Raw genomic sequence first — 24,146 nt, forward strand, 5'->3', positions numbered from 1 at the left:
TAGTTCAGTCCATTGAGCGTCTTGCAATACTGAAAACATAAACCTCAAGCGCTCCCGCCATTTTCAGCGTGCGCGCCAGCTCATCCGCCGTGCTGCCTGTAGTGACGACATCGTCAATAATAATCAACGGCTGCTGAGGGAGGTCGGATGACGCCGCAAAGCTATTCTTCACATTGCTGCGTCTGTTTTTTCGATTTAGTCCGGTTTGAGGCGGAGACGCCTTTATCCGCCGGCACAGTTTGCTGCTGAACTTTGTATTGGCATAGCGGGCCAGACTTCGCGCCAGCAGCTCCGCCTGGTTGAACCCACGTTTACGTTGCTTGCTGTTATGCATTGGAACTGGTATTAGCACGGGGGGTGAAATATGCGCGTAGGCCTGTTGAAACGCAGGGAGAGCTGCCTGCGCGAGCGCCCTGGCCCAATATCGTTTATCTCCATACTTCAACTGTCCAATGACTTGATTCAATGGGAAGGTGTAGTCAAAAGCGCTGGTGCTGGCGTCAAAGTGTGGAGGTTGACGCAGACAGCGTCCACAAGGGATGGCGTCAGGAGCTATCCGACTGATGCCGCAACGGGGGCAGGGGTGTTTGGGGGCCGCCAGGTCTGCAGCGCAGGCGGTGCAAATATGAGTGCCACACCCCGATTCGAGGCAAAGCAGGCAATGCTTTAGTTGTAAGCTGTTAACCTTTTCTCTGAGAAAGGTTGACAGCTTTTTGGCCCGGCTTATTATGTCTTCCATGAATTTCTCTCGTTTTTGGGTCCACTTTCCTGTGTCGAGGCGGATTATATCTCAGGCCCCGGCTAGTTTTGTATAACAGCAAGAGTTTGATATGACAGCAACTACGCAATCACCTATCCGCCATGACTGGTCTCTGGAAGAAGTTGAGGCTCTCTTCGCCCTGCCTTTCAATGACTTATTGTTCCAGGCGCAAGTCATGCACAGGCAGAATTTCGATCCGAATGAAGTGCAGGTCAGCACTCTGCTTTCCATCAAGACCGGCGCCTGCCCTGAAGACTGTAAATACTGCCCTCAGAGCGGCCACTACAATACTGGCCTTGACAAAGAGAAGCTGCTGGAAGTGGAAAAGGTGGTGAACGAGGCCAAGGCAGCCAAAGAGAAGGGCTCCAGCCGTTTTTGTATGGGGGCGGCTTGGAGAAACCCCCGCGCCAAAGATATGCCTTACGTCCTTGAGATGGTCAAACAGGTTAAATCTCTGGGAATGGAAACCTGCATGACCCTGGGCATGCTGACGGCGGACCAGGCGCTTGAGCTTGCTGGAGCAGGCTTGGATTACTACAACCATAACCTGGATACTTCTGAGAATTACTACGGTGAGATTATCACCACACGGACATACTCCGACCGTCTGGAAACGCTGCAAAACGTTAGAGACGCCGGTATGAAAGTCTGTTGCGGCGGCATCATGGGCATGGGGGAAAGCGCCCGCGACCGCGCTGCTTTGTTCACCCAGCTGGCGAATTTGCCCAGCCATCCTGAGAGTGTGCCGATCAATATGCTGGTCAAAGTGAAAGGCACGCCTCTGGAAGTGCAGGAAGATATAGATCCGTTTGATTTCATTCGCACCATCGCCGTTGCGCGAATCCTTATGCCCAAGTCTCACGTGCGTTTGTCCGCAGGGCGTGAAGATATGAATGAGCAGATGCAGGCAATGTGTTTCCTGGCGGGCGCCAATTCCATTTTCTATGGCGAGAAACTGCTGACCACGCCCAACCCTGAAGCGGATAAGGATATGATGCTGTTCAAGAAACTGGGCATTCGTCCGGAACAGCGCGAACAAGCGCATTCGGAGGATCAGCAGGAAGCATATCTGCATGACGTTATTCAGGCGCACGATCAGCAACAACGCATGGAAAGCATGTTTTACGACGCGACAAAAACTGCTTAAACGTCATGTCTAAATGGGGGCATCTTGCGCAGACGCTGGCGGCGCGAATACAGCAGGACCTTTATCGCAGCCGCTTGACAATAGACAGCCCGCAAGCGCCTCGGGTCATGATTGAGGGGCGAGAGTACCTCGCCTTCTGCAGCAATGATTATTTAGGGCTGGCCAACGATCCACGCGTCATCGCCGCCGCACAGCAGGCTCTGAAGGAGTTTGGCCTTGGCGGCGGCGCATCCCATCTCGTTATAGGTCATCATCGCGCTCATCATGAGCTGGAGCTGGATCTGGCCGAATTCACTGGGCGCGACCGCGCCTTGCTGTTTTCAACCGGTTATATGGCTAACCTTGGCGTGGCGTCTGCACTGTTGGGCAGGGGCGACTACGTCATTGAGGACAAACTCAACCATGCATCGCTATTGGATGCGGGGATTTTATCCGGCGCAAAGCTGTTGCGCTATCGCCATACGGACTCTGAGCATCTGGCGTCGCGGTTGGATGAGGCGCGCGACAGTCGGGCCTTGGTGATCACGGACGGCGTATTCAGCATGGACGGCGATATTGCTCCGTTAGACGATATAGCCCAGATATGCCATAGCAAAGACGCCATGCTGATGGTGGATGACGCTCACGGCTTTGGCGTTCTGGGCGCCAACGGCGGAGGCTGTGCTGAGCATTTTGGGTTGAACCAGAGCGATGTACCAATACTGATGGGAACTCTCGGCAAGTCCTATGGCGCTGCCGGGGCCTTTGTCACTGGCTCGGAAGAACTGATTGAAACATTGGTGCAATTCGCCAGAACCTATATTTACACCACTTCCATGCCCCCGGCGATCGCTGCTGCGGCGCGTGTCAGCTTGTGTATCAGTCGGGAAGAATCATGGCGTCGCGAGCGATTGAATGAATTGGTGGCGCGCTTCCGTAAAGAAGCAGCGGGAATGGGTTATCAGCTGGCGGCCTCTTCCACTCCGATACAACCCATTTTCATTGGCGATGCGGCTACAGCGATGGAGCTGAGCCAGGCGTTACGCAAAGAAGGTATTTTGATAACGGCAATTCGCCCTCCAACGGTTCCAGCAAATACCTCGCGACTGCGCGTGACGTTCAGCGCCGCTCATACGGATGACGATCTGAACCAACTATTGGAAGTCCTCTATAAGTATCGTGGCGCCGCGAATATCGCTGGAGCAGTGAATGTCTGACAGACGCTTTGATTCAGTTCATCTGATTGGCGGCTGGGCGCAGCCGCAGTCGGCGCTTGAGCCACTGACGCAGGCATTTAGCGACGCTTCAGCGGTTACGACCTGGACGTTGTGTGATTCCTATGCCGCGCTTGCTCCCCAGCTATCCGCCCAGTGGAATGAACGAACCCTGATCGTGGGCTGGTCGTTAGGCGGTTCTTTGGCGATTCGCAGATTGGCTGCGGAGAACCTGAAGGTGGCGGGTTTGGCGTTGGTGGCTTGTAATCCATTTTTCCCCGGAGACAGTCATTGGCCAGGGGTCGGCCTGGAATTACTCGACAGCTTCGCCGAAGACTTGAGGGTGGATCGTGGGCGATTACTGAGGCGCTTTAATCTGTTGCAGACCCAGGGAGCAGCGGCGGCGCGGGCGCAAGCTCGACAGACTTTAGGCTTCGCCTCTGATATTGAGTCCTGGTCAGATCGGCAGTTAAGCGCTTCTTTGGAGTGGTTGCGGAGCTGGGACTTGCGTGATGAACTGGCGCGTCTTGATGTTCCGGTCTCCCACTTTCTAGGGGAGGCGGATGCGATTGCGCCGGTCGCTCTGGCGCAAAGTCTTCAGCAAAACTACCCCGCCCACCGAGTGAAAATAATCGGTGGCATGAGCCATTTCCCTGATGCAGAGGCAAGCCGCTTCATTGCGGAATGTCTGCAGTCAGGATGAAAAAGCGTGGACCAACTCGATGAATCATGCAGTAACGTTTAAATCCATAGTGTCGACTTCCTCTCTTGCAGATTTGGAGCGTGGCGTCATGGATAAATCCAAAGTGGCTGAGTCGTTTAGCGCCGCGGCTGCGACCTATGACCATCTGGCCGGCATGCAGAAAGAGGTGGGCGAAAGCCTGGTGTCGCTCAGTCGAGAAAGTTCTCCGCAGGATATTATCGATGTGGGGTGTGGTACGGGATGGCTAACTCACCGCCTGAAAAACAGCTTTCCGGAAGCAAGATTGTGCGCCTATGACTTATCCCCAGGGATGATTGAGTACGCCCGCGCGCATCACGATGGCGTGGCGGCGCTCTGGGCTGTCGCTGATATGGAGTCGCTGCCTGTGGCGGACGCTAGTCAGGACCTTGTGTTCAGCAATATGGCGATGCAGTGGTTGGATGACCCTAGTGTCTGGTTTGCCGAGGTGAGCAGGGTGTTGCGGCCTGGGGGTCGACTGATTTGCTCAACATTGCTGACGCAGACCTTGTTTGAGCTGGAGCAGGCATGGACTGGAGTGGACGGAGATCGGCACGTCAATCGTTTTCTGAGCGTGGAACAGGTTGCTGAGGCGGCGGTTTCCTGTGGCTTACAGGGAGAATGTAGAGAGTCCCTGCATGTGCGTTTTCATGACTCCGCACTCGGTGTTATGAAAGAGCTTAAAGGTATTGGCGCCCACAATATTCAATCGGAGCGCCCGCAAGGCCTGACTGGCAAGCGACGGCTGCGACAGGTGCTTGAAAACTATGAAAAATGCAGACAGGAACAAGGGGTGCCCGCCACCTATCATGTTGGGGTCTGCGTATATAGCAGGATCTAATTCATGGCGAAGACTTTTTTTGTAACAGGGACGGATACAGAGGTTGGAAAGACCTTTGTATCCGCTGCGTTACTGCATGCGGCCGGGGCCCAGGGTAAGCGTACGCTGGGTTTGAAGCCGGTTGCATCCGGTTGCGAGCAGACCCCTGATGGACTGCGGAATGAAGATGCATTGGCGTTGCTGCGGTACGCTACGGTGAAGCTTCCGTATGCGCAAGTAAATCCCATTGCCCTGGAGCCTGCGATAGCTCCTCATATAGCGGCGCGGCAGGCAGGACGCACATTGTCCGCACCTCGATTGGCAGGGCTGTGTCGCGGCGCGTTGATGACGCCTCACGACTTCTCTTTGGTTGAAGGTGCGGGCGGTTGGTTGACGCCGTTGAATCCGCGTGAATATTTAAGTGACCTCGCCGCGATGTTGGATATTCCTGTTATTCTCGTGGTGGGTATGCGTTTAGGGTGCATCAATCACGCTTTGCTGACCGCGGAAGCGCTGCGTGGCGGACGCTTGAAGTTGGCGGGATGGGTGGCGAATCAGGTGTCAGAAGAGGCCATGCCTCAGCTGGCGGATAATCTTGAAACATTGAGCGCTAGAATTTCAGCGCCCTGCCTGGGCGTCGTTCCGAGGGCGGAGACGCCGGACAGTCCCAATGTTCAGGCTTCCCTGCGGTTGGCGCCATTGTTTGATTGATGAATTGGCATACTTGCTGTCATGGCTTGATGGCAGCTTTGTGAAGAAACTTTACAGCTGGTTGAAAATTGAACGGATTGATGGGTACAATCAAAGTTGAGTCAGTCTGATCGTCGAGTGGTAATGCGATGATTTCAAGCGTTTTGCAAAGCGGTGTGCAAGGTGTAAAGCAAAATCTCCAGGGGATGGAAAAAGCGGCGAATGAAATCGCCAAAGTGGAACAACCCGTCGAGGAGCCCAGCGAGCTGCGCACAGTTAACGATGTCGTAGAGTCCATTGTGGACCTTAAGCTGTACGAAAATGGCGTTAAAGCTTCGGCGAAAGTCATTAAAACCGCCGACGAAACCCTGGGAACGCTACTGGATATCAAAGCCTAAGTAGCTGCGGTCGCGCAGTGCCTAGCGAGGTGAACGGGAGCATAAGGTGCAGATAGCCGGAGCGGGACAACCCGCCATCAGTTCTGTTACCCCATACTCGCCTCCCACGAAGGTGAGCAGTTCTGCTGTCGCCATTTCCGATCTGGAGTCCACTCTGCCGCCGGTGCAGCCATTGGAGCCTGGCGCGTCCTCTTCTCCCTCCAATTCTTTCCCTACAGTTATCTATAATCGCTTCGCGCAGACCTCAAGTGTTACGCCGCAGGTGGCTCAGCCTACAACAACAGGGGCGGATGGGGTGTCGGTTACTGGTCAAGACACTCCTGTCGTGGAGGCGGTGCCTGTAACGCCAAATGGCGATGGTGGTGAAGCGGTTGAAGGTGTAATTGAAGGGGCGACTAGAGCTATCCAGGCAGGAGAGGGTGCAGAAGGAGCGCCTGCTGCGCCAAGCCAGTCGGAGCGATCCAGGTCGTCGGCTCCTGATGAGTCTGCTGGCGGACTTAGCGAAAGTGAGTTAGCTACAATCTCCCAGTTGTCGCAACGGGATCTTGAAGTGCGGCAGCATGAGCAGGCGCACGTGGCTGTTGGCGGCCTCTACGCAGGGGCTCCACAATACGCCTATTCTCGTGGACCTGATGGGCGTTCATATGCCGTTGGCGGCGAGGTGCCGATTGACGTATCGTCAGTGCCCGGTAATCCCGAGGCGACGATAAGGAAGATGGAACAGGTCCGAAGAGCGGCGTTAGCGCCGGCGGAGCCCTCTTCTCAGGACCGCTCCGTTGCTGCGCGTGCGACTCAGGCCATATTGCAGGCGCGTTCCGAGCTTGTGCAGCAACAGGCGGATGGGCGCGCGGAGTTGCGGGCTGAGCAACAACAGGAACGTGAACAGCGGCAGCAAGAGGAGGAGAGTCGCGGTTCTTCCAGTGAGCGTGAAAGCGAAGCCATTCGCACCTATCTTGATTTGATCCGCATTGGGCAAGCTTTCGAGCAGGGACTGCAGCCCAGTATTCAATTGGACGAAGTGATCTAGACCTTCTTTACTGATTCTTAACCTTGTCGAGCATGTGTTTGCGCCGCTTAGGCAAAGGCCATCACTTACAAAATTTTACCCGTTGATCATTTCCGGCGCTGTGTTTCTTGTCGTTTCTTTCTTTGTGTAACTATTTGTTTTTAAAGGGCTTAAAAAATGATGGTAAGTATTGTTGCGTACCCGTTAATGAACGGCTATTAAAAATTGGAACTTTAACTCTAATCGATCTTGACAATCACCGTAAGCAAACGTATGTTTCAAACACTTGTTTGATATATCGGTGAGTATTATGGCTCACTGTGAAAAAAATCCAGAACATGGAATAAAAAGGTAGCGGCCTCGTGTTGCTGCGCCGAGTAGAGATTGAGGTAAACGTTATGCCGGATTATAAAGCTCCTTTACGCGATATCAGGTTTGTGATGGATGAACTGCTGAATGTGCAGTCTCATTACAGGGAATTACCGAGTGCGGAAATGACGACCCCAGACATGGTGGACGCAATCATCCAGGAAGGAGCCAAGTTCTGTGAGCAGGTGCTGTCCCCCCTTAATCGGGTGGGTGACGAGGAAGGGTGCACCTGGAGCGAAGACGGCGTAACCACACCTACCGGTTTCAAGGAAGCCTACCAGCAATACGTAGAAGGCGGCTGGCCTTCAATGACTGCGCCGGAAGATTTCGGCGGTCAAGGCCTGCCAGAGTCTCTCGGTCTGGTTATGAGTGAAATGGTAGGCTCATCCAACTGGGCTTGGGGTATGTATCCCGGTTTGAGCCATGGCGCTGTTAACACTGTCATCCTGCACGGCTCCGAAGAGCAGAAAGCGGTGTATCTGCCTAAACTGGTCAGCGGCGAATGGACTGGCACCATGTGTCTGACCGAGCCGCATTGTGGATCTGACCTGGGTATCCTGCGCTCAAAAGCTGAGCCGAATGCTGATGGCAGCTATAGCATCACTGGAACCAAGATTTTTATTTCCGCTGGCGAACATGATATGGCGGAAAATATCGTTCACATCTGTTTGGCGCGTTTGCCAGACGCACCGCAAGGCACCAAGGGCATTTCCCTGTTCATCGTTCCTAAGTTCCTGGTTAATGAAGACGGCAGCCTGGGTGAGCGTAACAGTGTTACTTGCGGTTCTATCGAACATAAAATGGGAATTCATGGCAACTCTACGTGCGTCATGAACTTCGATGGAGCCAAAGGTTATCTGATCGGGCCAGAGAACAAAGGTTTGGCGTGCATGTTCACGTTCATGAACTTTGCTCGTCTGGGAACCGCTATCCAAGGCTTGAGCGCGTCTGAACTGTCCTTCCAGGGCGCTTTGACCTACGCAAAAGACCGTTTGGCGATGCGTTCCTTGTCTGGCGTGAAGAATCCGAACGGTCCTGCCGACCCTATCATCGTACATCCTGACGTACGTCGTATGCTGTTGACGCAAAAGGCGTTTACTGAAGGCTCGCGCGCTCTGATTTATTACACTGCAGTGCAAGGCGACTTTGTTCACCATGGCGCGACTGAAGAAGTGCGCAATGAAGCGGACGAAATGATGGGCTTCCTGACTCCTATCGCCAAAGCGTTCCTGACCGAAATCGGTTATGAATCCGCTAACCTGGGTATGCAGGTTTATGGCGGTCACGGCTTTATCTCCGAGTGGGGAATGGAGCAGATCGTGCGCGACACGCGTATCGCATTGATGTACGAGGGCACCACTGGCATTCAGGCGCTTGACCTGCTGGGCCGCAAAATTCTGATGACTCAGGGTGAATCTCTGAAGCGCTTCACCAAGCTGGTTCACGTGTTCTGCAAAGAGCAGGGGGAAAACGCGGATATGAACGAGTTTGTTGAGCCGTTGGCCAAGCTGAACAAAGAGTGGGGCGATCTCACCATGAAGATTGGTATGGCGGCGATGAAGAACCGCGATGAAGTGGGTGGCGCCTCTGTTGACTACTTGATGTACTCCGGCTATGCCGTGCTGGCGTATTTCTGGGCGCGCATGGCGCTGGTGGCGCAACAGAAGCTGGCGGAAGGAACCACGGAAACTGGTTTCTACACGGCGAAACTGCAAACTGCGCGTTTCTACTTCAAGCGCATCCTGCCTCGCACTCTGTCTCACGCACAGTCCGCACTCAACGGCGCTGCCTGCATGATGGATATGGAAGTGGAAAACTTTGCGTTCTGATTCCGTATAGGGACAAAATAAGCCCGCTGTTGCGGGCTTTTTTACATACTGGTGCGAACCGGTATGTAGCCGGATTCGTAATAGCCAGATAATAGCGCGACAATAAGCACAAACAGAAAGACATTCATTCAGACAAAGCGATTTAGCTCGAGGGAGTAACCATGGCTGATTATTCTGCGCCGCTTCGTGACATGCAGTTTCTACTCAAAGAAGTGTTTGAAGCCGATAAACTTTGGCTCAGTTTGCCGGGCGCGCGCGACACTGTTGACCCGGATACTGCGGACGCCATATTGGAGGAGGCCGCTAAAATAGCGTCTTCTTTGCTGGCGCCTCTCAATCGGAGCGGAGATGAAGAAGGTTGCCAATGGAATGAGGGAGTAGTTACCACGCCAAAAGGCTTCCAGGAGGCTTACCGCACGTTTATTGAAGGCGGTTGGTGTGGGTTGGGCGGTAACCCTGACTTCGGTGGTATGGGTATGCCGAAGATGCTGGGCGCCCAAGTTGAAGAGATGGTGCAGTCCGCAAATATTTCTTTTGGCCTGTATCCTATGCTGACGGCGGGCGCTTGTTTGGCGATTGATGCTCACGCAAGCGAAGAGCTCAAGCAAACTTATCTGCCTAACTTGTATTCCGGCGTATGGGCCGGCTCTATGTGTTTGACCGAGCCGCACTCCGGCACGGACCTTGGCATTATCAGAACCAAGGCTGAACCCAATGGCGACGGCTCTTACGCCATCTCCGGCACCAAGATTTTCATTACTGGCGGCGAGCATGATCTGAGTGAAAACATCATTCACTTGGTTTTGGCGAAATTGCCTGATGCTCCAGCAGGTTCAAGAGGCATTTCTCTGTTCCTGGTGCCTAAGTTCAAGGTGACGGAAGACGGTGGCGTGGGCGAGCGTAATGCGGTGTCTTGCGGCTCAATCGAGCACAAGATGGGTATCAAGGCTTCGGCTACCTGCGTCATGAACTTTGACGGCGCGCAGGGTTGGTTGGTCGGCGAGCCGAATAAAGGTTTGGCTTGTATGTTCACCATGATGAACTACGAGCGCCTTGGTGTTGGCGTGCAAGGTTTGGCGGCGGCTGAACGTTCATATCAAAATGCGGTTGAGTATGCGAAAGACCGTATTCAGGGGCGCTCCGCCACAGGCGTGGTCGCCAAGGACAAAGCCGCTGATCCTATTATTGTGCATCCAGATGTGCGTCGGATGTTAATGACCATGCGCGCTCTGATTGAAGGCAGCCGGGCGTTCTCCACCTATGTGGCGAAGTATCTGGATATCTCCAAATACTCTGACGACGCCGCTGCGAAGCAGCACGCTGAAGCGATGGTTGCTCTGTTGACGCCGGTCGCCAAGGCGTTTTTGACGGATCGCGGCCTGGATAGCACCGTGCTTGGTCAGCAGGTGTTTGGCGGCCATGGCTATATTCGCGAATGGGGGCAGGAGCAGTTGGTGCGCGATGTGCGCATTGCGCAGATATACGAAGGCACTAACGGTATTCAGGCGCTTGACCTTATGGGGCGTAAAGTGGCCATGAACGGCGGTAAATTCGTTGAGTTATATGCTGGCGAAGTGGCCGACTTTATTGAAGCCAATCGCGATCACAGCGAACTGCAGGAGTTCGTAGAGCCGCTGGCGGCTGTCTTTGAGCGCTTATCAGATGTGACGGAGTATGTGCTGGAGACGGTTGAGCACGATCCTAACGCTGTAGGCGCAGCCAGTGTCGAATACCTGGACCTTTTCGGATATGTTGCATTTGCTCACGTTTGGGCAATGATGGCGAAAGTGGCGATTGAGAAGCAAGCTGGCGATAGCTCTGGTTTCTATGACGCCAAGCTGAAAACCGCTCGCTTTTACTTCCGTCGACTCCTGCCGCGTACAGTTTCTCTGGCGGAGTCCATCAAGTCCGGTAGCGGCGATATGATGGCGCTGGATGTAGAGCAGTTCTAAGCCGCTCTGAGGAATAACCTGTCTAGTCCTGAAATAGGCGTCAACTCTATTCAGGATGGGTCAACCTTAAAAGAAAAAGCCCGCAATGCGGGCTTTTTTGTGGTCGTCTGATTTCAAACATGCGTTCTGCTGTAGAGAAAAGTCAGCGGTTCAGCATGACTTGGTCGGCGGACTCGGGATGTGTGATAAAGGGGTTGCTGTTGCCTTGCAGTTCGCGAATCTGCATATCTCGTGCTATCTCCTCGGGAGTGGGAGGGTCGGCGCGGGACCAGCGTTTCAGTTGGTCCAGATTGCCGTATAAAGGCAGATTGTAGGTGGTGTGCATATAAAGAAGGCTTCGGGCGATGTCGCCTTTTATATCGTCAGGAGGGTCAATAATGCCGAATACCTGACGAATGCCGCACTCATTGGCTTTGACTTCATTGCCTAACTCTTCGAATTTGGCTGCGCGGCGCTCCAGTTCAAAGCGTGCGTCTTCTGGATAGATGTTATGCAGATCAGAGGCCATACGGCGATATTCCTCGTTGTTCTCTCTGCATTGTCGAGGTGTGCCGCACTCCAGGTTGTCTCTGATCCAAAGTGTCGAGTAGATGTAGCTTTCGGTGACCAGGATGCTTTTTTTGGTAAATTCTTTTTTACAAAAGAAAGTCTTGCCGCCATCTGCGTACAGTTTGCCCCAGAATTCTTCCTTGAGTGTCTGTTTGGGGTCATTGAATTTGGTTTGGGCATGGGTGACGTTAAGCAAGCCCGCCATGAAAACACCAAGTAGGACGGTGACTGTGTTCCTCATTTGCGGATCCGTAATCTGATTGTTTTTATTCGGTGATACGCAGGGCCGCTGACATGGTCAGGGCTAAGCGGACCCATTTACACCTATATTACAAATTGTCAGCAAAGTACAGTGTAAACAGGGCCGCTTCTGATGATAGGAAGTCGGTGGTGACTGAGTGGAGGGCGTTAACCCTGAACTAGGTTACTTGAGACGATCTTTTATTCGTTTGTAGCCACTACGTAACTCTTCGCCCATTTTTTTTGCGGTTTCACTGACTTCCTTGCCGGTTTGGCCCGCTTCCTGGCCCGCCTGCTGTAGTTTGCCGACAAACTTATCCCACTCTTTTTCAAGATCCTCCCACTCGTCCCGGACTTCCGCCTTGGCTAGATTCAGCTGTAGCCGTAACTCGTCCCTTTCCTGTTTGAGTGAGTCTTTTAGTCTTTTGATCTCGTCTTGCAGTGTGCTCATGCTTCATCTCTCCCGATGATTTAAGTTCCATTAATCATAGACAGCAATGGCGTTAAATGGTTGATCTGCATCAACCTGTGGTGGCTTTTCAGTGATGGGTATTCGGTCAGGACGCAGATAATCCTGCGCCCGCCAGCTCCAATGCAGCGTAAGTCAGGGTAGACCAAACAGGCGTGCTATCCAAGCCCTTTATGGATCTATCAGCGGTCTGGCAGGCCTGGTGAATATTTCGAAGTCGGGCGGCGTTAAAGCGAGGGATGAAGCGTTTGTACAGGACCCAGCGATTCTTGAAAACCCTTTCTTTCTGTAACGCCTGCTCCAGGCCCTGGGAGGTTTGCGAGTGCTTGTAGAGTTTGGCGATCAGGCGCACTTCACGGGCTAATGACCAAAGCACTATGGTGGGTTCGAAGGACTCCGCTTGCAGCGTTTGCAGGACTTTCAGCGCCTGCTTCGGGTTTCGCTCCAGACAGGCGTCCACCAGATTAAATACGGTGAACTTGTTGCTGTTGGATATTCCGCGCAGGACTTGCTCTTCGTCCAGATTGGCGTCGTCGGACAATAGACGCAGTTTCTCCATCTCCTGCCGGGCCGCCAGTAAATTGCCCTCAACATGGTCGCATAATGCCTTTACAGCGCCGGATGTAGGAGTGAATCCTAATTTGTGCAGGCGCTGATTTATCCAGTTGGGTAATTGATCATGGCTGATCGGCCATACCTGGACGTGAAGGCTGTGTGTTTCAATTGACTTGAACCATTTTGTATTAAGGGTAGAGGACTCAATGCGATCGCTGATGATCAGCATCAGGCAGTCTTCGGGTGGGTTTTCGCTAAAGGCGGCGAGACGCTTTTTTCCACCATCGTTTGGCAAGCTATCCAGATGAATTTCCAGCAGCTTTTTTTCGCCGAAGAGGGAGAAAGACTGGGTGTGCTCATCAAGAGCGCTCCAGTCAAAGTTCTTGGGCGTGTGAAAGACGATACGCTCGCTAAACCCTTGCTTACGGCTGTAGGCGCGAATCTCGTCACAGGCTTCCTGGCGCAACAGCGGTTCATCTCCGCTCACCACAAAAACGGCGGGGGGATGTTTGTTCAGGTTGCTTTGCAGCTGCTCCGGTTTAATGCGCATGAGAAAGGCTCAGTTCGCCGCCGGTGTTGAAGCTCGCTCGCTATATACCGCCAGACGATTGAGTATTTCTGTGGCGAGAAGCTTGTCCAGATCGTCGCGGATGCTGTTCTCTTCCTTTTCTTTGCCAAGCACGCTGAGCTTGTCATATTGGTAAGACTGGAACTGCTGTAGCGACGTTGGCTGAATCAACGGCTCGCCCTGTGCGTCGTTCAGGCTGAAAGTGACTTTGCGGGAAAGCTCATACTCTGCGGCATTGGCGCTGCTGTCCAGACTCACGGCGCGGCGGCTGTTTTCAACGCCCCCTATCGCCAGGGTGGGAGCGTCCGTCCCTCCATCGCTGACTTGGACGGAGGCTTGCAACAAGCGATCGCGAACTTGTCCGCAGAGCACTCTGGCGTCGCCCTCCGGGCAGCTCAAGTTGAGCGCCTGGAGGGAAGGGGGGAGTTCCATCTGGCCGCGCAGGTGAAAGCCGCAGCCGCTGATGAGGAGGCTGGCCGCCCCCGCCAGGAGTAGTCTTATACCGGTTCGCATCGCTTTACTTCACCACGATGTTGACCAGTTTCCCTGGTACAACAATGACTTTAACAACGGTCTTGTCTTCCATGAAGCGCTGAACGTTTTCATCATCGAACGCCAGTTTCTCAAGCTCATCTTTACTGGCGCTTGCCGCCGCCTGAATACGTGCGCGCAATTTTCCGTTCACCTGAACGACCAGCTCGATGCTGTCTTTCTCCAGCGCTTTTTCATCCAGTTTCGGCCAGGGAGCGTTCATGACGATGTCCTCATGTCCCAGCTCGCGCCACAATCCGTGGCTGATGTGGGGGACAATCGGAGCCAGTACTAATACCGCCGTCTCCAGCGCTTCCTGCACAACCGCCAAGCCTTGGGGAGAGTCGTCTTCGAAGCGACTTAATTCGTTCAATAACTCCATTACCATAGCGATGCCGGTGTTAATCGCCATGCGCTGATTAAACTCATCCGTCATCTTCTTGATGGTTTCATGAGTCTTCCGGCGTAGTGTGCGCTGGGTGTCGTTCAACTCAGCCACATTCAGGGGCGCGATCCCTTTCTTCTCAACGTGAGTGTGGACCAGTTTCCACAGACGGCGCAGGAATCGATGCTGTCCTTCAACGCCGGATTCTGACCACTCCAGAGATTGCTCCGGCGGCGCTGCGAACATCGTGAACAAGCGAACAGTGTCGGCGCCGTACTTATCAATCAACTCTTGCGGGTCAACACCGTTGTTCTTGGACTTGGACATTTTTTCCTTCGGTCCAATGATGACAGGCTGGCCATCTTCGATCAGGAAAGCCTTTGCCTGATTACTCTGCGTGTCGATCTCAACGCGGACATCCTTAGGGTTAAAATAGGTTTTCTTACCGGACGGGTCTTCGCGATAGAAGGTTTCCGCGATCACCATGCCTTGACACAGCAACTTCTTGAACGGTTCGTCGCTGTCCACCAAACCTTCGTCACGCAACAATTTGTGGAAGAAGCGTGAGTACAGCAAGTGCAGAATGGCGTGCTCGATCCCGCCTACGTAGTAGTCTACAGGCAGCCAGTAGTTGGCGGCCGCAGGATCCAACATGGCGGACTCCAGGTTGGGGCAGCAGAAGCGCGCGTAATACCAGGAAGACTCCATAAAGGTGTCGAAGGTGTCGGTTTCCTGGGTGGCGGGCTGGCCGTTGTAACTGCGTTTGCTCCAGTTGGGATCGGCTTTAATGGGGGATTTGACGCCATCCATTTCCACGTCTTCCGGCAGCCTTACGGGAAGGTCTTCCAGAGGTACGGGAACTTCTGTTCCATCTTCCAATGTCATCATGGGGATGGGGGCGCCCCAGTAACGCTGACGGGATACGCCCCAATCCCGCAGACGATAGTTGATTTTTTTCTCGCCGATTCCCATGGCGGTCAACTTTGCAGCAACCGCATCGAAAGCTTCCTGAGAGGTCATGCCGGTAAACTCACCGGAGTTGACCAGGATGCCCTTTTCAGTAATGGCTTTTTCCTGAATATCCATCTCGTCGGCGTCGATGACGGAAATAACCTGCTTGATGGGCAAGCCATATTTCAGCGCAAACTCGTGGTCGCGTTCATCGTGACCAGGAACTGACATGACTGCGCCTGAACCGTAGTCCATCAAAACAAAGTTAGCGACCCAAATGGGCGCAGGTTCGTTTGTAAGCGGGTGAATAACGAAAAAGCCAGTGTCCATGCCGCGCTTTTCCATCGTGGCCATGTCCGCTTCCGCGACTTTGGTGTTTTTGCACTCGTCCAGGAACTTCGCCAGCTCAGGATTATTGGCGGCGGCTTCCAGCGCTAACGGGTGTTGTGGTGCGATAGCGACGTAAGTCACGCCCATAATGGTGTCAGGGCGTGTGGTGTATACCAGCAGGTCGCCATCGTGGTCTTTCAGCTTGAAGTGGAACTCAACCCCTTCAGACTTGTTGATCCAGTTGCGCTGCATGGTTTTGACCTGTTCGGGCCAATTCTCCAGCTTGTCCAGATCATTGAGCAGTTGTTCGGCGTAATCCGTGATCTTAATGAACCATTGCGGGATTTCGCGACGCTCTACAACGGCCCCGGAGCGCCAGCCCCTGCCGTCGATAACCTGCTCATTGGCTAATACTGTTTCGTCCACCGGATCCCAGTTGACCGTGGACATTTTTTTGTAGACCAGCCCTTTTTCGTAAAGGCGGGTGAAGAACCATTGCTCCCATTTGTAATATTCAGGGCGGCAAGTGGCCAACTCGCGATTCCAGTCATAACCGAAGCCCAACAGCTTCAACTGGTTTTTCATGTAGGCGATGTTTTCGTAAGTCCACTTGGCCGGCGCGACGTTGTTTTTCAACGCGGCGTTTTCCGCCGGCAGACCGAATGCGTCCCAGCCCATGGGCTGGAGAACGTTCTTACCCTGCATCCGCTGGTAGCGGGAGATGACGTCGCCGATGGTGTAGTTACGGACATGTCCCATGTGGAGCTTGCCGCTGGGGTAGGGGAACATGGATAGGCAGTAGAACTTCTCTTTGCCTGGCTCCTCGTCCACTTTGAATGCATCGGTTTCTTCCCAGAACTTTTGCGCTTCCTGCTCAACTTTTTTCGGGTGGTACAGTTCTTCCATCGGTCGTCTTTTTTCGCCTGATCGCTTTAATTAAGGTTTATCGCCCCGGATCAAAAACGTCGGCTTGCAAGCGTGACATAATCCTTACTGATGGACTCTGCGTTGGCAAGGCGCTGGGGCGTGTAAACACAATGGGTTAATGGCGGACTTTCCGCCATGAAAGCCGTTTATTCTAACCTAATAGTGTTGACTACAGATAGGGTTGGAGTAGGGTTGAAAACAAGATCTCGCATATCCGGGAGGTTAAGGTATGAAGCAGGAGGATAAAGCGCCTGAACATGTCGTGCAGGCGTACAACAATATTCTGCAGCGCGTTGAGAAATCTCTCGCTGATGTTGAAGTGAAGACATGGGAGGCCGTTAAGCAGGAGATTGATCAGGCTGTTGAGTTTGAGCAGGGGCTGGCGAAACTGACCAAGGAGGAATGGAACCTCCTGGAAGCCTACGTCAAACGCGACATGAAAGAGCTTTACCACTTTGTTGCAGAAACTGGTAAAGGGTTGCGTGAGTGGTTGCGGTTTGACCTTGACCTGATTGAGCAACGCATCGGCGGCGCACTCTTATCTATCGCAGATAAAACCCTGGTGGATTTGGAAAAGCTGGACTATCAACTGCACCATGATCCGGGAACTTATGTTGCAGGAGAGGTCGCTTGCCCTGGCGTACTAAAATGCGACCAGTGCGGCAAGATGGTTTGTTTGGTGGAAACCTCGCATATCGACAGCTGTCACCGGTGTCAGGGTATTTATTTTCAGCGCCTTACTTCCCGATGGCCATACGAGCCGGAGCTTGAGGGAGAGGGGGATGAGGAAGGCAGGGGCTAGCCTGCCTGCTCCATCGCGACGGCGGGCGCCTCGTTCTGCTCGCGCCGTCCCCACATCAAAGCGCCGGCCAGTATGAGGGCTGCGATGATCAGGATTGGCCAGGATCCCAGACGGGAGAACGGCGTGGCCCCGTGACGCAGCTCCACCGTTCCGCTCAAAGTGGTCGCCTGGAACTGCGGCGCCCGGGAGGCGAGGCGGCCGTGTGGATCGATAATGGCGGTAATGCCGTTGTTGGTGGAGCGCAGCATGAACTTGTCATTCTCCAGTGCTCTCATCTGTGCGATCTGGAGATGCTGATGCGGTCCGATGGATGCGCCGAACCAGCTATCATTGCTAACGGTCACCAACAGCTCAGGTTGTTGCGCCAGCTCTGCGACAAAGTCTGGGTACACGACCTCATAGCAGATGAAAGGCATCAGGGTTGCGTCCCGGAAACGGATCGGGGCCTGTGTTGGTGAACCTTTTTGCATGCTGGACATGGGCAAATTGAAGAAGTCGATGAGCCCGCGAAGCCATGACTCCAAGGGGACGTATTCGCCAAAGGGCACCAGTTTTTGCTTGTTGTATGAGCCTTCGCCCTGGCCGAGTGCAATAAAGCTGTTGTAAACATTTATCCTGGCGTTTTCGCCTCTGTCCGCGCTAAGAATGCCCATCATCAAGGCGGCGCTGTTTTCCTTGGCTTGCTTGTCCAGTTGTTTAAGTAGCGGTCCCGCCTGGCTGCTGAAATAAGGGAGTGCGGTTTCTGGCCAAATAATCAGGTCGCTGTCCCAGAGTGGTTCGGTGAGAGCCAGATAAGTCTCTGTAATCACATCACGATTCTCGCGAAGCCATTTAACTTCCTGCGCAATGTTCGCCTGTACCATGCTGACCTGAATGGGTTCACCTCGTGGAGTCGTCCATTCAATTTGCTGTAATAAGGCCCCGCCACCCCAGGCTCCGACGATTAACGTTGCGGCGTAGGCGAGGGTGGTCAAAGATTTACGGTTACGATAGCTGAGGTTTAAGGCGTGGCAGGTCAACCACAACAAAAAGGCCACGCCATAGACGCCCAGTATTGGCGCCCAGCCAGCCAGTGGCGTTTCGATAAAGGCGACGCCCAGAAACAACCAGGGGAAGCCTGTGAGTAGCCAGGACCTGACCCATTCGAACAAAACCCACATGGCGATAAAAATAAGTCCTTCCAGACCTGGCGATAGACGCCTTCGAGTCAGGCGGGCGGTTATCGCAAATTGTAGCAGGGGAAATAAGGCGATGCCGGCGACAAAGGCGGCGGTCAGGATAAAGGCGAGCACTGAGCTGGCGTTGCCGTGTTCATGGATGCTGACGTAAACCCAGGAAGCGCCGGAGCCAAACAGCCCGAGACCAAACGCCCAGCCTTGCGCCAGAGCCTGCTTGACCTTGCCGAACTGAAATACGCTCAGCAGGATCAAGGCAGCGGGAAAGGCGCAGAACCATAGGTTGTAGGGGGCGAAACAAAGAGTAAACAATCCCCCTGCAGCAGCCGGAGCAACCCAGTTTCTTAGTAAAGCGGACCTCATGCCGTACGGCTGACCTGAATCAGACGAATCTGGCGGCTGTCCGCATTGAGTATCTTAATGTCGAAGCCATTGAAGGAGACTGTTTCACCCCGTTTGGGCAGGCGTCCAAACTGCTTGATGACCAGTCCGCCGATCGTGTCGAACTCTTCTTCGTCCAGGTTGGTGGTGAAGTATTCATTAAACTCTTCCACTGGCGTCAGCGCTTTGACGACATATTGGTTGTGGCCGGTGCACTTGATGAGGCTTTCTTCGTCGAAGTCATGTTCATCTTCAATTTCGCCTACTATCTGTTCAAGCACGTCCTCAATGGTCACCAGGCCGGCTACGCCACCGTATTCGTCCACCACAATCGCCATGTGATTGCGGTTTTCCTTGAATTCTTTCAGCAACTGATTCAGGCGCTTACTCTCTGGAATAAACCAGACTGGGCGCAGAATGTCCTGAACCTTGCTTTTGTTTAATTCGTTTTTCAGCGCCAGTCCAAGCAAGTCCTTGGCCAGTAGAATGCCTACTACTTCGTCTTTGGATTCACCGATGACAGGGTAGCGGGAATGAGCGGACTCAAGCAGCTCATCCATGTATTCCTGGGGGCTTTGGGAAGCCTTGACGACGCTCATTTGAGCGCGAGGAATCATGATTTCCCTGACCTGCATGTCGGTGACCTGCATGGCGCCCTCGATCAGGCTTAGGGAGTCGGGGTCTATAATGTTGCGGTTTTCCGCTTCCCGCATAATCTGCAGGAGTTCTTCCTTGTTTTGCGGTTCATCGGAAAAGGCCTGGGTTATACGGTCAAGCCATGAGCGAGAGATTTGCTGGCTACCCGAATGATCGTCACTCATTGATGTTGTGTTACCCTTCAGCTAACGAACTGTTGGTGGCGTAGGGAGGGGGAAAGCCCAGACTGGTCACCAGTTCTGTTTCGAGACTTTCCATAACCTCTGCTTCTTCGTCAATTATATGGTCGTACCCCTGTAAATGCAGCATCCCATGAATGACCATATGAGCCCAGTGCGCAGCGGCGGTTTTTTGTTGTTCAACGGCTTCGCTGAACACCACCGGGGCGCAAATAACCAAGTCGCCCAACAAGGGCAAAGTTAATCCAGGCGGGTTTTCAAAAGGGAAGGACAGGACGTTGGTCGGCTTGTCTTTGCCGCGATACTGCGCGTTCAGCTCCTGGCTTTCCTCCGCGTCAACAATGCGGATGGTCACCTCATGGTCGCCCGCTTCGCGCAGGGCTGCTTGCGCCCACAGAATCAGCTGTTCTTCACTTGGAAGGTCAGCCTCTTCCGAGGCTATCTGGATATCGACGTCGAGACTCATAAACTGCTTTATTTAAATGCGTTTGCTTCGTTTATATGGGCTTCGGCGACGATTTTCAAATGGAATTTTTGTTAAATGCTTCGTACGCATCAACAATTCTTTGTACAAGCGGGTGGCGCACTACGTCTTTACTCAGAAAATTGGTGACGCTGACGCCTTTAACGTCCTCTAGCACCCTCAATGCTTGAACCAAGCCGGAGGGGACGCCTTTCGGAAGGTCGACCTGGGTGGGATCCCCGGTAACTACTGCGGTTGAGCCGAATCCAATCCGGGTCAGGAACATCTTCATCTGCTCTGGCGTGGTGTTCTGGCTTTCATCCAGGATGATGAAGGCGTTGTTCAACGTGCGGCCGCGCATAAAGGCCAGCGGCGCAATTTCGATCAGCCCTTTCTCCAGCAGCCGATTGACCTGCTCGAAACCGAACATCTCGTATAACGCGTCGTACAGAGGGCGTAGATAAGGGTCGACTTTCTGAGCCAGGTCGCCGGGCAGGAATCCGAGCTTTTCCCCCGCTTCAACCGCAGGGCGCACCAGCAGAATGCGCTTCACCTGGTCATCGGCCAGCGCTTGCGCTGCGCAAGCGACCGCCAGGTAAGTCTTGCCTGTGCCTGCAGGGCCGACGCCAAAGTTGATGTCGTGCTGCAGGACGGACTTTACATAGTGGATCTGGTTTTGACCGCGTGGCCGGATATGTAGCTTGGGCGTACGGATAACAACACCGCCGGAAGAGCCGCTTGCGTCATCCTCTTCTTCGGCCCCGGATTCGCGAATAAACAGATGTACTGTGTCGGGCTCGATGGATGTGGACGCTTCGGTTTCCCTGTAAATGTGACGGATGATTTCCGCCGCTGCCTGGGCGTTCTTTTCTTCCCCAAACAGAGTGAAGGCATGTCCGCGGTAGGCGACGCGCACCTTCAGGCGGCGTTCGATTAAGCGCAGGTTCTCATCAAACTGCCCACATAGCGCTTGCAGTCTGATGGGGTCAGCAGGTTCCAGCTTAAAGCTGATGGCTGGTTCGTTCAAAATATATCGCCTGATAGTGTGATACGGGCCTGTGGCTTAATAGTCCAGGCCATCAACGCGTTCGCCGCGCAGTGAATTGGGCAGGGCCGCAGTGATGGTTACATCGACAAAGCGTCCAATAATGTCATGACTGTCGCTACGGAAGTTCACCACGCGGTTGTTTTCGGTGCGCCCCTGTAGTTCGCCGGGGTCTTTCTTGGATACGCCAGTCACCAAAATACGCTGGGTGGAGCCGACCATTTTGCGGCTGATGTCCTGTGCGAATTGCAAGATGCGCTGCTGCAGGATCGCCAGGCGCTGCTTCTTGGCCTCTTCGGAGACATTGTCCTCCAGGTTCGCGGCGGGAGTACCCGGGCGAGCGCTGTAGACGAAACTGAATGAGTGGTCAAAGCCTATCTCATTGATCAGATTCATGGTCTCCTCGAAATCCGCATCTGTTTCCCCAGGGAAGCCAACAATGAAGTCAGAGGACAGGCTGATGTCGGGACGAATCTCACGCAAGCGACGCAGCTTGTCTGTGTACTCGGCGACCGTATGGCCGCGCTTCATCAGGTTCAGTATGCGGTCTGAGCCGCTTTGCACGGGTAAGTGCAGGTGGCTAACCAGTTTGGGAACGCTGGCGTAGACTTCAATAAGCGAGTCGGAAAACTCGACCGGGTGTGAAGTGGTGTAGCGGATGCGGTCAATGCCGTCGATGGAGGCTACATAAGTGATCAGTTCCGCCAAATCCATGTAATCGCCATCGTGAGTCAGTCCACGGTAAGCGTTGACGTTCTGCCCGAGCAAATTGACTTCACGCACGCCTTGTCCGGCCAAGTGCGCGATTTCTGCAATCACGTCGTCCACAGGGCGGCTGACTTCTTCGCCGCGGGTGTAAGGCACCACGCAGAATGTGCAGTACTTGCTGCAGCCTTCCATAATGGATACGAATGCGCTGGCGCCCTCGCTGCTGGGCATGGGCAGGCGGTCGAATTTTTCAATTTCTGGGAATGTGACGTCCACCATGGGGATCTTTTGATGGGCGACGGAGTTGACCATTTCCGGCAGGCGGTGCAGGGTTTGAGGGCCAAACACCATATCCACGTAAGGCGCGCGGTCTCGAATAGCGTCGCCTTCCTGGCTGGCGACGCAGCCGCCGACGCCGATCAGCAGATTAGGATTCTTTTCTTTCAGCGATTTCCAGCGACCTAACTGATGAAACACTTTCTCCTGGGCTTTTTCCCGGATAGAGCAGGTGTTCAGCAGTAAAATGTCCGCCTCATCGGGGTTGTCGGTGAGTTCAACGCTATGACTCTCACCTAATAAGTCAGCCATGCGCGAGGAGTCATACTCGTTCATCTGACAGCCATAGGTTTTAATAAAGAGTTTTTGCGCCATTCAAAACCACCCGAAGAATCTGCGAACTTAAAAATTGGGACCGCGTATTATACGTTTTAGGCGGGCGGTAGTGTAGGGGGACGTTCAAAAAGTTAGCAATATGGGCTCCAGAGCGCATTGGCGGCTGTGATATGATTGCGCCGGGTTTCAGCATTTCCCTTTGTTCTTAAGGCTTTTAAGGCCGAAGCGGATAGTTGAGCGATTGAATTTACAGGTGTGTTTATGTCGAATAAGACGAGTAAAAAAGTTTTTCGGGTCGTTTACTTTAATCAGGATGAGGTATTCGAGCTGTATGCGAGTAAAGTCTATTCCAGTGAACTGTATGGGTTTATAGAGGTGGAAAACTGGTTGTTCGGTGAGCGCTCCCAGCTATTGGTCGATCCTGCGGAAGAGAAACTCAAAGGGGAGTTTGCGGGAGTAAGCCGTTCTTTCATTCCTATGACGTCCATTATCCGCATCGATGAAGTAGAACAGCAGGGAGCTGCTAAAATCTCCTCGGGCAAATCTGGTGGAACGGTGGCCAGCTTTCCACGTCCTCCGGTAAAGACCGACCGCTAATTTGGTTGACGGCGCAGAGCTTCTGTCGCCGTCATTACTCCTCTCGCAGGCGTATTCTCGCCGCTTATTCGGCGCTTTCTTCCTGTTCCCGCTCGTCCTGTGGGCTGAGATAGCGTTTTAGTTGCGCTTTCAAAGACTTGGGAATCTCCATAATGATGAGGGCGTCTTTTTCACTGTCGTAAATGATGCTTTCATTTATAGCTTCGGAAGAGAATGACAGGCTCATGCCTGAGCCGCGGCCTGCAAAGCGGACGAGTTGTTTCAATTTACGACTGTCCGGGCGCAGCGCTGCAGGGGCCTCTGGTATGGCTTCGCGCATGAAGTGGGCGAATTTATCGGGGTTTTGTTCGTCGATGGCGATGGATAGCTCTTCAATTTGAACGGCTTCTCCCAGCTTCTCTTGGTCTGAGCAAAACTCAACTGCCTTTTTCTTCAGTTTGGCGGCGCTCTTCGGGTCCAGCGATTCCGCAAAGCGCTCTAAGCCGCTTAATACCACTTCTGTTTCTTTCGCCGTGTCTACATGGGTGGCGAAACCAAAACTATGGCAGCCTGCTTCGCCGATTTTGCGCAGGTTGCGTTGTAGATAGACACTGGCGCAGTCCTGCTGATTGCTGGCGAAAAGTGGATCCAGTTCGATACGCAGGGCGAATGTGATGGCTTGTGGGTCCAGGTGCTCAATAGGTTCGATTTGCAGCTCGTTGGTAACTACATTGGTGACGCTGCTCTCCAGAATGAAAATGTAGAGTGTGCGGGCGTCGCCCTGCTGGTCGTGAATCCAGAGCAAATAGCTCTGCGTGGTGAGAGGAATGACATCCAGCTTTTCTTTGAATTCAGCCAAGCCTTTTTCGGTTAACTGCTGGAAGGACATTTTTCCTTCATACCAATCCTTTAACCAGGGCCCGAAACTCTGTCCTTCCGCATGCAGGTTAATGCGGCCGAAGGCCTTGCCTGTTTTGGCTGCGAACAATCGGCGCAAAGTGTGAAAAACGGCCTCATTGTCCGCGCCAGTCTTAGGCAGTTGCTGCGGAATTCTGGTTTGGCTGGCGTCGTCTTCGGAGAATTTTTCCAGTACCTGTATGCTGAGTTCGCTGATCGCCATAGTTGGTAAGCCTTAATCGAGCATGAGTGTGCGAGGGA

General features: G+C 53.5%; 23 protein-coding genes. 11 read left to right on the forward strand and 12 right to left on the reverse strand.

Annotated features, from left to right (window positions below; all coding sequences use genetic code 11):
* Positions 1 to 4: 4 nt before the first annotated feature.
* A complete protein-coding gene (locus O5O45_RS01155) occupies positions 5 to 739 on the reverse strand; it encodes a ComF family protein (protein ID WP_305903479.1) in 735 nt (244 codons plus the stop codon).
* Positions 740 to 830: 91 nt separating this feature from the next.
* Between O5O45_RS01155 and bioB the strand changes: the two genes are divergently transcribed.
* From bioB to O5O45_RS01200, 9 genes are all read left to right on the forward strand, one after another.
* A complete protein-coding gene (gene bioB / locus O5O45_RS01160) occupies positions 831 to 1,907 on the forward strand; it encodes a biotin synthase BioB (protein ID WP_305903480.1) in 1,077 nt (358 codons plus the stop codon).
* A 5-nt stretch (positions 1,908 to 1,912) separates the two neighbouring features.
* Complete coding sequence (gene bioF / locus O5O45_RS01165) at positions 1,913 to 3,103, forward strand: 8-amino-7-oxononanoate synthase (RefSeq protein WP_305903481.1); 1,191 nt, start codon at positions 1,913 to 1,915, stop codon at positions 3,101 to 3,103.
* Positions 3,096 to 3,803 carry an alpha/beta fold hydrolase gene (locus tag O5O45_RS01170; RefSeq protein WP_305903482.1) on the forward strand — a complete coding sequence of 236 codons (708 nt, stop codon included), beginning with the start codon at positions 3,096 to 3,098 and terminating at the stop codon, positions 3,801 to 3,803. The genes bioF and O5O45_RS01170 overlap by 8 nt, the downstream gene beginning before the upstream one ends.
* 88 nt (positions 3,804 to 3,891) lie before the next feature.
* Entirely contained in the window at positions 3,892 to 4,662 is a 771-nt protein-coding gene (gene bioC / locus O5O45_RS01175; RefSeq protein WP_305903483.1) for a malonyl-ACP O-methyltransferase BioC, read from the forward strand.
* Positions 4,663 to 4,665: 3 nt separating this feature from the next.
* A complete protein-coding gene (bioD, locus tag O5O45_RS01180) occupies positions 4,666 to 5,352 on the forward strand; it encodes a dethiobiotin synthase (protein ID WP_305903484.1) in 687 nt (228 codons plus the stop codon).
* 128 nt (positions 5,353 to 5,480) lie between these two features.
* Positions 5,481 to 5,729, forward strand: a complete 249-nt coding sequence (locus O5O45_RS01185; RefSeq protein WP_305903485.1) for a flagellar biosynthesis protein FlgE — start codon at positions 5,481 to 5,483, stop codon at positions 5,727 to 5,729.
* A gap of 46 nt (positions 5,730 to 5,775) precedes the next feature.
* Entirely contained in the window at positions 5,776 to 6,756 is a 981-nt protein-coding gene (locus O5O45_RS01190) for a putative metalloprotease CJM1_0395 family protein (RefSeq protein WP_305903486.1), read from the forward strand.
* A gap of 377 nt (positions 6,757 to 7,133) precedes the next feature.
* On the forward strand, positions 7,134 to 8,933 hold the full coding sequence (locus tag O5O45_RS01195) for an acyl-CoA dehydrogenase C-terminal domain-containing protein (RefSeq protein ID WP_305903487.1): 1,800 nt from the start codon (positions 7,134 to 7,136) through the stop codon (positions 8,931 to 8,933).
* A gap of 161 nt (positions 8,934 to 9,094) precedes the next feature.
* Positions 9,095 to 10,885: an acyl-CoA dehydrogenase C-terminal domain-containing protein gene (locus O5O45_RS01200; protein WP_305903488.1), complete on the forward strand. Its 1,791-nt coding sequence runs from the start codon at positions 9,095 to 9,097 to the stop codon at positions 10,883 to 10,885.
* A 142-nt stretch (positions 10,886 to 11,027) separates the two neighbouring features.
* On the opposite strand, the gene O5O45_RS01205 is transcribed toward O5O45_RS01200, so the two are convergent.
* From O5O45_RS01205 to leuS, 5 genes are all read right to left on the reverse strand, one after another.
* Positions 11,028 to 11,675 (reverse strand): endonuclease, encoded by a 648-nt coding sequence (locus O5O45_RS01205; RefSeq protein ID WP_305903489.1) that lies wholly within the window; start codon positions 11,673 to 11,675, stop codon positions 11,028 to 11,030.
* Positions 11,676 to 11,858: 183 nt separating this feature from the next.
* Positions 11,859 to 12,125: a hypothetical protein gene (locus O5O45_RS01210; RefSeq protein WP_305903490.1), complete on the reverse strand. Its 267-nt coding sequence runs from the start codon at positions 12,123 to 12,125 to the stop codon at positions 11,859 to 11,861.
* A gap of 106 nt (positions 12,126 to 12,231) precedes the next feature.
* Positions 12,232 to 13,248 carry a DNA polymerase III subunit delta gene (gene holA / locus O5O45_RS01215; RefSeq protein ID WP_305903491.1) on the reverse strand — a complete coding sequence of 339 codons (1,017 nt, stop codon included), beginning with the start codon at positions 13,246 to 13,248 and terminating at the stop codon, positions 12,232 to 12,234.
* A gap of 9 nt (positions 13,249 to 13,257) precedes the next feature.
* Positions 13,258 to 13,779, reverse strand: coding sequence for an LPS-assembly lipoprotein LptE (locus O5O45_RS01220; RefSeq protein WP_305903492.1), 522 nt, complete (start codon positions 13,777 to 13,779; stop codon positions 13,258 to 13,260).
* 4 nt (positions 13,780 to 13,783) lie between these two features.
* Entirely contained in the window at positions 13,784 to 16,369 is a 2,586-nt protein-coding gene (leuS, locus tag O5O45_RS01225; RefSeq protein ID WP_305903493.1) for a leucine--tRNA ligase, read from the reverse strand.
* 250 nt (positions 16,370 to 16,619) lie between these two features.
* Here leuS and O5O45_RS01230 point away from each other — a divergent pair, with 250 nt between their 5' ends.
* Positions 16,620 to 17,192, forward strand: a complete 573-nt coding sequence (locus O5O45_RS01230; protein ID WP_305903494.1) for a zinc ribbon-containing protein — start codon at positions 16,620 to 16,622, stop codon at positions 17,190 to 17,192.
* On the opposite strand, the gene lnt is transcribed toward O5O45_RS01230, so the two are convergent.
* The 5 genes from lnt to miaB are packed head-to-tail and all read right to left on the reverse strand — an operon-like array spanning position 17,189 to position 22,451.
* On the reverse strand, positions 17,189 to 18,679 hold the full coding sequence (gene lnt / locus O5O45_RS01235; RefSeq protein ID WP_305903495.1) for an apolipoprotein N-acyltransferase: 1,491 nt from the start codon (positions 18,677 to 18,679) through the stop codon (positions 17,189 to 17,191). The genes O5O45_RS01230 and lnt overlap by 4 nt on opposite strands.
* A gap of 47 nt (positions 18,680 to 18,726) precedes the next feature.
* Positions 18,727 to 19,569: an HlyC/CorC family transporter gene (locus O5O45_RS01240; protein ID WP_216735079.1), complete on the reverse strand. Its 843-nt coding sequence runs from the start codon at positions 19,567 to 19,569 to the stop codon at positions 18,727 to 18,729.
* Between the two features lie 10 nt (positions 19,570 to 19,579).
* Positions 19,580 to 20,050 carry an rRNA maturation RNase YbeY gene (gene ybeY, locus O5O45_RS01245; RefSeq protein ID WP_305903496.1) on the reverse strand — a complete coding sequence of 157 codons (471 nt, stop codon included), beginning with the start codon at positions 20,048 to 20,050 and terminating at the stop codon, positions 19,580 to 19,582.
* 55 nt (positions 20,051 to 20,105) lie between these two features.
* Positions 20,106 to 21,074: a PhoH family protein gene (locus tag O5O45_RS01250; RefSeq protein ID WP_305903497.1), complete on the reverse strand. Its 969-nt coding sequence runs from the start codon at positions 21,072 to 21,074 to the stop codon at positions 20,106 to 20,108.
* A gap of 36 nt (positions 21,075 to 21,110) precedes the next feature.
* A complete protein-coding gene (gene miaB, locus O5O45_RS01255; protein WP_305903498.1) occupies positions 21,111 to 22,451 on the reverse strand; it encodes a tRNA (N6-isopentenyl adenosine(37)-C2)-methylthiotransferase MiaB in 1,341 nt (446 codons plus the stop codon).
* A gap of 222 nt (positions 22,452 to 22,673) precedes the next feature.
* Between miaB and O5O45_RS01260 the strand changes: the two genes are divergently transcribed.
* Positions 22,674 to 23,009 carry a DUF1820 family protein gene (locus O5O45_RS01260; RefSeq protein ID WP_305903499.1) on the forward strand — a complete coding sequence of 112 codons (336 nt, stop codon included), beginning with the start codon at positions 22,674 to 22,676 and terminating at the stop codon, positions 23,007 to 23,009.
* Positions 23,010 to 23,073: 64 nt separating this feature from the next.
* Here O5O45_RS01260 and O5O45_RS01265 read toward each other — a convergent pair whose 3' ends face one another.
* A complete protein-coding gene (locus O5O45_RS01265) occupies positions 23,074 to 24,108 on the reverse strand; it encodes a nucleoid-associated protein (protein ID WP_305903500.1) in 1,035 nt (344 codons plus the stop codon).
* Between the last annotated feature and the right edge of the window lie 38 nt (positions 24,109 to 24,146).

Source organism: Hahella sp. HNIBRBA332, assembly GCF_030719035.1.
Taxonomy (GTDB): domain Bacteria; phylum Pseudomonadota; class Gammaproteobacteria; order Pseudomonadales; family Oleiphilaceae; genus Hahella.

Bases quoted from the DNA above. Each gene is read 5' to 3' on its own strand.
- O5O45_RS01155 (WP_305903479.1), bottom strand. From the start codon at position 739: ATGGAAGACATAATAAGCCGGGCCAAAAAGCTGTCAACCTTTCTCAGA.
- bioB (WP_305903480.1), top strand. From the start codon at position 831: ATGACAGCAACTACGCAATCACCTATCCGCCATGACTGGTCTCTGGAA.
- bioF (WP_305903481.1), top strand. From the start codon at position 1,913: ATGTCTAAATGGGGGCATCTTGCGCAGACGCTGGCGGCGCGAATACAG.
- O5O45_RS01170 (WP_305903482.1), top strand. From the start codon at position 3,096: ATGTCTGACAGACGCTTTGATTCAGTTCATCTGATTGGCGGCTGGGCG.
- bioC (WP_305903483.1), top strand. From the start codon at position 3,892: ATGGATAAATCCAAAGTGGCTGAGTCGTTTAGCGCCGCGGCTGCGACC.
- bioD (WP_305903484.1), top strand. From the start codon at position 4,666: ATGGCGAAGACTTTTTTTGTAACAGGGACGGATACAGAGGTTGGAAAG.
- O5O45_RS01185 (WP_305903485.1), top strand. From the start codon at position 5,481: ATGATTTCAAGCGTTTTGCAAAGCGGTGTGCAAGGTGTAAAGCAAAAT.
- O5O45_RS01195 (WP_305903487.1), top strand. From the start codon at position 7,134: ATGCCGGATTATAAAGCTCCTTTACGCGATATCAGGTTTGTGATGGAT.
- O5O45_RS01200 (WP_305903488.1), top strand. From the start codon at position 9,095: ATGGCTGATTATTCTGCGCCGCTTCGTGACATGCAGTTTCTACTCAAA.
- O5O45_RS01205 (WP_305903489.1), bottom strand. From the start codon at position 11,675: ATGAGGAACACAGTCACCGTCCTACTTGGTGTTTTCATGGCGGGCTTG.
- O5O45_RS01210 (WP_305903490.1), bottom strand. From the start codon at position 12,125: ATGAGCACACTGCAAGACGAGATCAAAAGACTAAAAGACTCACTCAAA.
- holA (WP_305903491.1), bottom strand. From the start codon at position 13,248: ATGCGCATTAAACCGGAGCAGCTGCAAAGCAACCTGAACAAACATCCC.
- O5O45_RS01220 (WP_305903492.1), bottom strand. From the start codon at position 13,779: ATGCGAACCGGTATAAGACTACTCCTGGCGGGGGCGGCCAGCCTCCTC.
- leuS (WP_305903493.1), bottom strand. From the start codon at position 16,369: ATGGAAGAACTGTACCACCCGAAAAAAGTTGAGCAGGAAGCGCAAAAG.
- O5O45_RS01230 (WP_305903494.1), top strand. From the start codon at position 16,620: ATGAAGCAGGAGGATAAAGCGCCTGAACATGTCGTGCAGGCGTACAAC.
- O5O45_RS01240 (WP_216735079.1), bottom strand. From the start codon at position 19,569: ATGAGTGACGATCATTCGGGTAGCCAGCAAATCTCTCGCTCATGGCTT.
- ybeY (WP_305903496.1), bottom strand. From the start codon at position 20,050: ATGAGTCTCGACGTCGATATCCAGATAGCCTCGGAAGAGGCTGACCTT.
- miaB (WP_305903498.1), bottom strand. From the start codon at position 22,451: ATGGCGCAAAAACTCTTTATTAAAACCTATGGCTGTCAGATGAACGAG.
- O5O45_RS01260 (WP_305903499.1), top strand. From the start codon at position 22,674: ATGTCGAATAAGACGAGTAAAAAAGTTTTTCGGGTCGTTTACTTTAAT.
- O5O45_RS01265 (WP_305903500.1), bottom strand. From the start codon at position 24,108: ATGGCGATCAGCGAACTCAGCATACAGGTACTGGAAAAATTCTCCGAA.